We start from the raw sequence: 7,204 nt of genomic DNA on the forward strand, positions 1-7,204 counted from the left end.
AATACCTTTATAAAGAGAATGTAGTTAAATACGATTATTCCACCCTTATCCCACGTTATACAAAAGCATTTGTAATACCTTCCACATACTCGGAAAAAGAAATCCTCAGGTTTGAAAACGCCATAGACCAGTCAAGTAAAACCGGAATCCGTGATTATGCAATGTTGCTTCTTGCTACCCGGCTTGGAATGCGCTCTGGAGATATCGCACGGCTGACTTTTGATGAAATAGATTTTGGGGGCAATTTTATTCGCTTGGTTCAGGAAAAGACCCAGCAGCCACTGGAATTACCACTGCTCCCAGAAATAAAAGATGCAATTCAGAATTACATTAAGAATGCACGTCCGATTGTTAATGATGAATGCCGCATATTTCTCCGACAGAAGGCTCCATATCAGGGAATAACGACTTCAGCTCTTCGATTTGCAACCACGAAATATTTCCGAAAGGCCGGTATTGATATCTCTGGTAAAAAGCATGGTGTACATACATTTCGATCATCTATCGCCAGCTCCATGGTTAATGATCAAGTGCCCTATGATGTCGTACGAAAAGTGTTGGGGCATACAGACCCGGATGCAATAAAGCATTATGCAAGAGTTGATATAGAGCGCCTGCGGGAGTACGCAATACCTGTACCGGAGCCCTCCGGTGTATTTGAAGCATTTCTGGATGGAGGGCGAAGTTATGATGGAATTTAAAAGTATCCTGCGGACTGAGTTTGCCGATTTCTTATCGTTGAGAAAAGCTGTATTGAGTAAAAGTGCCTATGCTCATGATTGCCATTATTTTACCGCCTTTGACAGCTATCTCACCGAATGCCATCTTCAACAGAAAGCAGTGTCTGAACATGTAATAACCGGATGGATAAAAAATTTGACAGGAAAGAGAAGTTCCATTGCCAATGAGGTTATTGTTGTACGCCTATTTCTCCGATATCTGAGTAGCATTGGAATTAAGGTTTTTATACCACCGATCCCCAAGGTAGCAGATGATTATATTCCATATATTTTCTCTGATGAGGAACTAAAACGGATTTTTACGTTATCTGATACCATAACCCTTACAAAGAGCCAGCCGAATCCTTATATCCAGCTTGAGTTTCCTATGATGCTCCGAATTATGTATGGTTGTGGGCTACGTGTGGGGGAAACTCTGGCTTTGAAGATGAAGGATGTAGACCTGGATGGCGGAATCCTTACTCTAAAACATACAAAAGGAGACAAGCAGCGGCTGGTACCCATGCACCAGAAATTAACTTACATCCTGAAAAGATACTGTCTTGCAATGGGGTTGATAGGGAAAGCTGAAGCGTTACTGTTCCCCAGTACCATACAGGAAGTGCCTTTTTCCGTAAAAGCCGCCCGAACTAAGTTCAATGTGATATTGAAATCTGCCGGGATTTCAATGAAAGGAAAGGCAAAGTGGGAACGAGGGCCATGCCTTCACTGCCTCCGGCATGTATTTACATTTAAATCCTTTGCAGAAGCGGAAAAGTTAGGTCGCACGATTGATGCATCTGTTCCCTATTTATCCATATATCTAGGTCATGACAGCCTGAAAGAAACGGAGAAATATCTGAAATTTAGCAGCGAATTATATCCTGAAGCTATGGAACTGTTTGAGGATTACACATTGCAGGTTTTCCCGGAGGTGGTTTATGAAGGATAAAGCATCTGATTTTTTAAAACTCCTTGATGCTTTTATTACCACCTATCTTCCGTGTTCCGTAGGTGCAAGCCCCAATACAGTTAAATCCTATAAATATGCATTCCGCCTACTCATCGAATTCCTATATAAGGAAAAGGGGATTGAGGCTGACAAAATTACCTTTGACAAGCTTGATTACAAAACACTGACTGATTTCTTTATATGGATTGAATCGGTTCGTGGCTGCAGTGCATCGACTAGAAACCAGCGCCTGTCCGCAATAGCCTCTTTTTCAGCTTATGCACAAAACCGGGATTTTACTGCAGCTTCTGTTTTCAGGAATAGTGTGAATAAGATTCCAGAAAAGAGAACCCAGCATAAGCAAAGAGCGATTCTTTCCCGTCAGGAAATCATAATACTTTTAGCACTACCTAATGAAACCCGTGAAACTGGGCTCAGGGATAAGATCTTGCTCAGTCTTATGTATGCAAGCGGAACCCGTGCTCAAGAAATATGTGACCTTATGGTAGGAAATCTTCAGATTCATCAAAAAGGCGCTACGCTAAATATTAAAGGGAAAGGTGGGAAGATTCGCCGTATTGGAATCCCTAACGCATGTTCCGCCCTTCTTAAGAAATATATTGAGCACAGAAAAATCAGCGATAGACCAGAAAAACATATATTTTCAAGCCAAACGCATGAGCAGATGACGGTTTCCTGCATAGAAGGAATATACAAAAAATATATAACCATAGCCCAAAAAGAAAATCCTTCCATGTTTAATGCTGAAAGTTATCCCCCTCATTCTATGAGACATTATGGTGAGAGATATAAAATGGTGAGTGACGACAGCAAACCCGCCAAACCAGCAAGTAGCTCATCGATTCACTCACCATTTTATCATTGACGGCCAAGCGAAATAAGGAAGTCCATTAGGTTTTTGTCATCGGACCAATCAGGGAGTTCACTTGTCGGCAGGATGTCGACATATGCTGCCTCCAGTGCTTTTCTCCGCGTCTCTGTGTCCGCCTTGGCGTAGATTTGAGTGGTACTGCAATCGCTATGTCCAAGGAAATCCCTTATGTAGATCAGGTTAACGCCGGATTGAAGTAAATGAACGCTTTTGCTGTGCCGGAACACATGTGGTGTGATGGGAAAACGCACGTCGAATCCATCGCACAAGCTTGCCAGACCGACATACTTATCAATGATGTAAGATATACCCCAGCGTGTAAGCTGCTGTTTCTTCTGGTTCACAAACACATACTGCTCGCCGCTGCTGAATCCGTTGCTGCTCGAACTGCACCGTAAATGTGATTCCAGGAGATTTTTTGTTTTCTCCGTGATTGGAACATGGCGAGTCTTTTGACCTTTACCATGCAAAGTGATTACTGCAAGCTTATCCAAACGTAAATCTTTAACTTTCAAATCTATGATCTCCTGAACCCTTGCAGCGCTGTCGTACAATACGGCCATCAGTACCATATCCCGAAGTCCCTTTTTGGTTGAGGGGTCTGACATCGACAGCAGTATTTTCATTTCTTCACCAGTCAGGAATGGCACAACTGTTTTTGCACACTTTTTATCAGGAATATTCAGTATCCTCTGAAACTCAAACAGGTTCTCGGGAGACTGCTTCTGTACAAACCTGACAAATGAATGGATTGCCACCAACCGCTGATTTCTCGTCGTTACACTACAGTTACGCGTAGATTCGATCCAGTTCAGAAAATCAACGATCGTGTCACGGGTCAAATCCTCCATGGACAGGCGCTCAGGAGTGATCGCTTTGGTCTGTTCGAAGAAGGAAAGCAGCAGTTTAAAAGTCACGGAATACGACTGAATAGTGTGGCGGCTGACATTCTTCTCGCCGGGCAGGTATTTGCCGAGAAACTTCGTGAGGTAATACGGCAAGTCAGCTTTCGTCATAAATGATCCCACCTTCCGGTATAACGTATCCGAACTCTGCTTCAACACGCCGTACAATATCAGGATATAGGTCAGATGTCAGCCGCAGATAGTATTGGGTGGCACGGAAGTCCGAATGCCCCATGTATGCCGAAAGGTATGGCAGCATAACAGTCAGGTCGTTTCCGGCCAAAACCCAATTTTTAAGGCATTTGACGGCAAATCCATGGCGAAAGCTGTGGACTCGTGGGCCTATGGCCGTGTGGTGGATGTCAGCCATAAGTAGATAATCCCTGAAATGGTTGTAAGTAGTGCTCTTATCCATCTGCCCCATTGTTCCATTGTGGTAACCCGGGAAAAGCCACATTTTACCGTCGCTGTACCGATGGAATCCATTCATAAAAATGATAATGCGTCTTGTCAGGCTCTCAGTCATGGGAATCAATCGGTCTTTCATGTTTTTTGCGGCGCGAATTGTGGCGGTTCCAGATTCCACGTTAACATCATTGAGAACAAGATTCAGTGCTTCGGAAATCCGTACACCTGTGCCGTACAAAAATCTGAACAGTACCGGATCAACCGCATTCCTGTAAGACATGCGTGCCTGTGGATAATTGTCTATAGCTGCGAACATCCGGCGAGTTTCGTCATCCGTAAAGATGTGGGGGATGAATTTGCAGCGCGGTAGCACAGTCTTAACTTCCGCCACATACGCATGGTAGCCTCTGTCAGTCAAATATATCGCGAAGTCTCGCATAACTACTTCTTTGTTATGGTGCGACACAGGTCGTTCATTTGGGTCATAGATAAAGTCATTGACAATTTCTTTTGTCAACGTGCTCCCTTCAAAACCGTTGCTGTAATAAAATGTGTCGAAATGCCGCAGGTAGCGTTCCTGAGTTTGGAATTTCATTCCGGTCTGCTGCTTGAGTGAAATATAGTTCTGTGCGGCTTCCGCAAACCCGCTTTTCCATTCATAGGCTGTTTTCACAGGCAAACACCTCCTCCGGATCAAGCGCACATTTGCTTAGCCCTTCAATGTCGATCTTAAGATATATGCTTGTAGTGTTGACAGACTGATGCCCCAGTGCTTCCGATATGATGGGCAGCGGTGATTTTATTTCGAGCATGTTCCCCGCCAGTGTACTTCTCAACGAGTGCATACCATGCCATTGGTCTCCGGGCATGTTCAGACCCGCTTTCAGAATATATCGATGGAGCTCCTTATTGAAGGAGTTGCGACCGCCAAATGCGTTGAAAGGCGCTCTGTGTCTGACAAACAGGCATTCGCTGTTTGTGGCGGGGCGTCCGTTTTGCAGATAGTCAATGATGGCCCATCCGATATCCTTGAGTAGCGGCAATTCAATCGGCTGACTGGTTTTGACCATTTTCAGATTTATCGTTTTCCGGTTCCAGTCTATCGATGATTTTTTTAGGCTTCTGATGTCACCAATCCTGAGGCCCAGCCGGATAGCAATCAGAAGTATTGCGTAATCTCGCTTGCCTTTGGGGTCGTCACGGTCTATTGCACAGAGCAGCTTTTGTAGGTCTGTTTTAGACCAGACATACGGAATCGAAGCATTTCGGGGAGTGCGTACTTTGGGGAGCATGGGTACCAAATCATCTGCAATATATCCTTGTTCATATAGAAACGAGAAGAAATTTCTGAATACATACAGGAAAGTTCCAACATACTTGACTGCTTTGTTTTCTAATGTTCTTAAATAATTCTCAATATGCCTGATGGTAATATCTGATGGCGATGTAACTCCTTGCGTTACCAAGAACTTTATTAGAAGCTGCACTTTTTGGGTATTTGATTCTATTGTTGCTTTGCTGTATCCGCGATAGTTCAACTCTTCGCAGAAGGCTTCATAATCTGACTTGAAACATGCCGGGCAGACAAACGGCGGTTTCGTCCTCCGAACATCAGGGAGAAATTGTCCGTCTTGCAGATAGCGCAGTAATAGCAGTAATGGCCGCATACGGTAAGCAACTCTATTATTCGATATGACACATTCGAAATGCTCAAAACGCTGACCGGTTTTTGCGTATATGTATTCCAGACAGAGGCTTTCATCAATCTCGGTAATACTGTTGTCTGACAAATACTGTTCGAATACATTGTATGCGGTTTCAAAATTTTTGAGACTGCCCGGCGATGTTCCCCGCAGTCTCATAGATTCCATGATAGCCAATATGGCACCATGAATGTCTTGGTTTTTCAATATAATCATCCTCCTTAAAACAGCAATAATGCTTGTCTGATAAGGATGATTATACATAAAATGGTGAGTGTTTTGCTCCGATGCCGAACTAAATGCCTGAATCTACAGCATTAAATAAAATTACTCACCATTTTATATCTCTCACCATAATGCCTCAAATGGGGAGCTCCCCATTTGAGGCATTCGACTGCCAGCCACATGCTTGAAGCCGGAGTCCCTCTAGTTGTAATTAAAAACTTTTTAGGCCATGCATCTCTGCAGTCGACTCAAATTTATGCGGAAATTTCCCAAAACACGATGGACAAACATTTAAAAGAATGGAATGAAAAATGGTTCCCCAGTAATGTGGGGGAAAGAAAAACTTCTCAAACATCCAATAGAGTTCCAGAGTTTTTAAACTGTTAAACTGAAATTTATGCCAAATGATTATCCAGGAAGATTTAAGAAGAATTGCTGAATTTTTTAAGCATACGGTAATTCTTCTCGGATAATTAATCTTCTTGGATAATGCGACCAACATAAGCAGCGGATTATGTTTTCCACCTTTTCATACCCAGCATAGGCGTCCGTAATACTATATCCGGAAAAACCCTCCAGAAATTTTCTGGCATTTTCGCCTGCCCGGGTACGGGTATACTGGAACAGTATGATAGGTGTTTCCTCCCACGGTCCGTTCCGATGTTGCCAAAAGTATGAGTTGCTAGATGCCTTCCGGCCTTCCTCCTTATTGCACTGGATGGTCGTTTCGTCACTCATGACAATATCATAGGTGATCAGCTTATCGCGCATCCTTTCATACATTGGCTTCAGCCAGGAGGCAGCACACTGTATCACCCAATTTGACATAGTTGATCGGGTCAAGACTATGCCCATACGTAGCCATTCCTTCTCCTGACGGTAAAGGGGAACCGCTAACGAAAGATGGTACAAAGACGAAGCGAATTGTAAAGTTAAGCGATTGTAAATATTACGATGGCGACACAATCACAAGACATACCTACAACGCAAAAAGCAATGACACAATAAAAGGTAGACTACAATCGGGAATATGCGAACTTTGCGGAACAAGAGGTCGTACAGGCTACGAGGTTCACCATGTGTCAAGTCTCAAAGAGCTAAGTGGAAACACACACTGGGAGCAGGTTATGCAATTGAAGCGTAGAAAAACGCTAGTTGTATGTGAGGATTGTCATAAGGCAATTCATGAGTAGAGAAAATATGTCAATTACTAATGGAGAGCCGTGTGCTTCTATAAGATGCAAGCACGGTTCGGGGGCAAGGTTTGCGAAAAGGGGCTATGAATTGGAGTATTCTGATGCCTCAGGAAACTCCGTGACTCAATTAGATTAGGTGTTGCAGAGTAAATACGGTTCCGAAAATAATTAAATAAATTGCCGCCTGACATTCCTTTCTAACTG

At 43.4% G+C, this 7,204-nt stretch carries 9 protein-coding genes; 5 read left to right on the plus strand and 4 right to left on the minus strand.

From position 1 onward, the window contains the following. The 3 genes from DSOL_RS25060 to DSOL_RS25070 all read left to right on the plus strand — a co-directional run. Window positions 1–701: tyrosine-type recombinase/integrase (locus DSOL_RS25060; protein WP_170871617.1), on the plus strand; the 701-nt coding region annotated here is incomplete at its 5' end. Continuing rightward, the gene (locus DSOL_RS25065) at window positions 688–1,671 is read left to right on the plus strand and encodes a tyrosine-type recombinase/integrase (protein ID WP_075367438.1); all 984 of its coding nucleotides are present in this window, start codon (window positions 688–690) and stop codon (window positions 1,669–1,671) included. The genes DSOL_RS25060 and DSOL_RS25065, both read left to right, overlap by 14 nt. Next, the gene (locus DSOL_RS25070; RefSeq protein WP_083643041.1) at window positions 1,661–2,557 is read left to right on the plus strand and encodes a tyrosine-type recombinase/integrase; all 897 of its coding nucleotides are present in this window, start codon (window positions 1,661–1,663) and stop codon (window positions 2,555–2,557) included. Before DSOL_RS25065 ends, DSOL_RS25070 begins: the two co-directional genes overlap by 11 nt. Here DSOL_RS25070 and DSOL_RS25075 read toward each other — a convergent pair. Genes DSOL_RS25075 through DSOL_RS25085 form a run of 3 tightly spaced genes read right to left on the minus strand, consistent with a single transcriptional unit; the run spans window position 2,551 to window position 5,786 of the window. Continuing rightward, window positions 2,551–3,579, minus strand: a complete 1,029-nt coding sequence (locus DSOL_RS25075; RefSeq protein ID WP_075367439.1) for a tyrosine-type recombinase/integrase — start codon at window positions 3,577–3,579, stop codon at window positions 2,551–2,553. The genes DSOL_RS25070 and DSOL_RS25075 overlap by 7 nt on opposite strands. After that, window positions 3,566–4,549, minus strand: a complete 984-nt coding sequence (locus DSOL_RS25080) for a tyrosine-type recombinase/integrase (RefSeq protein WP_075367440.1) — start codon at window positions 4,547–4,549, stop codon at window positions 3,566–3,568. Before DSOL_RS25080 ends, DSOL_RS25075 begins: the two co-directional genes overlap by 14 nt. Further along, window positions 4,533–5,786 (minus strand): site-specific integrase, encoded by a 1,254-nt coding sequence (locus DSOL_RS25085; RefSeq protein WP_170871618.1) that lies wholly within the window; start codon window positions 5,784–5,786, stop codon window positions 4,533–4,535. The genes DSOL_RS25080 and DSOL_RS25085 overlap by 17 nt, the downstream gene beginning before the upstream one ends. A gap of 174 nt (window positions 5,787–5,960) precedes the next feature. On the opposite strand from DSOL_RS25085, the gene DSOL_RS25090 reads away from it, so the two are divergent. Continuing rightward, entirely contained in the window at window positions 5,961–6,191 is a 231-nt protein-coding gene (locus DSOL_RS25090; RefSeq protein WP_282433579.1) for a tyrosine-type recombinase/integrase, read from the plus strand. 57 nt (window positions 6,192–6,248) lie between these two features. Here DSOL_RS25090 and DSOL_RS25095 read toward each other — a convergent pair whose 3' ends face one another. Further along, window positions 6,249–6,716, minus strand: coding sequence for an IS66 family transposase (locus DSOL_RS25095; RefSeq protein WP_282433580.1), 468 nt, complete (start codon window positions 6,714–6,716; stop codon window positions 6,249–6,251). Between DSOL_RS25095 and DSOL_RS29880 the strand changes: the two genes are divergently transcribed. After that, window positions 6,635–6,997 carry an HNH endonuclease gene (locus tag DSOL_RS29880; protein ID WP_345788434.1) on the plus strand — a complete coding sequence of 121 codons (363 nt, stop codon included), beginning with the start codon at window positions 6,635–6,637 and terminating at the stop codon, window positions 6,995–6,997. The genes DSOL_RS25095 and DSOL_RS29880 overlap by 82 nt on opposite strands. Window positions 6,998–7,204: the final 207 nt, after the last annotated feature.

This window comes from Desulfosporosinus metallidurans, from assembly GCF_001936615.1.
GTDB lineage: Bacteria > Bacillota > Desulfitobacteriia > Desulfitobacteriales > Desulfitobacteriaceae > Desulfosporosinus > Desulfosporosinus metallidurans.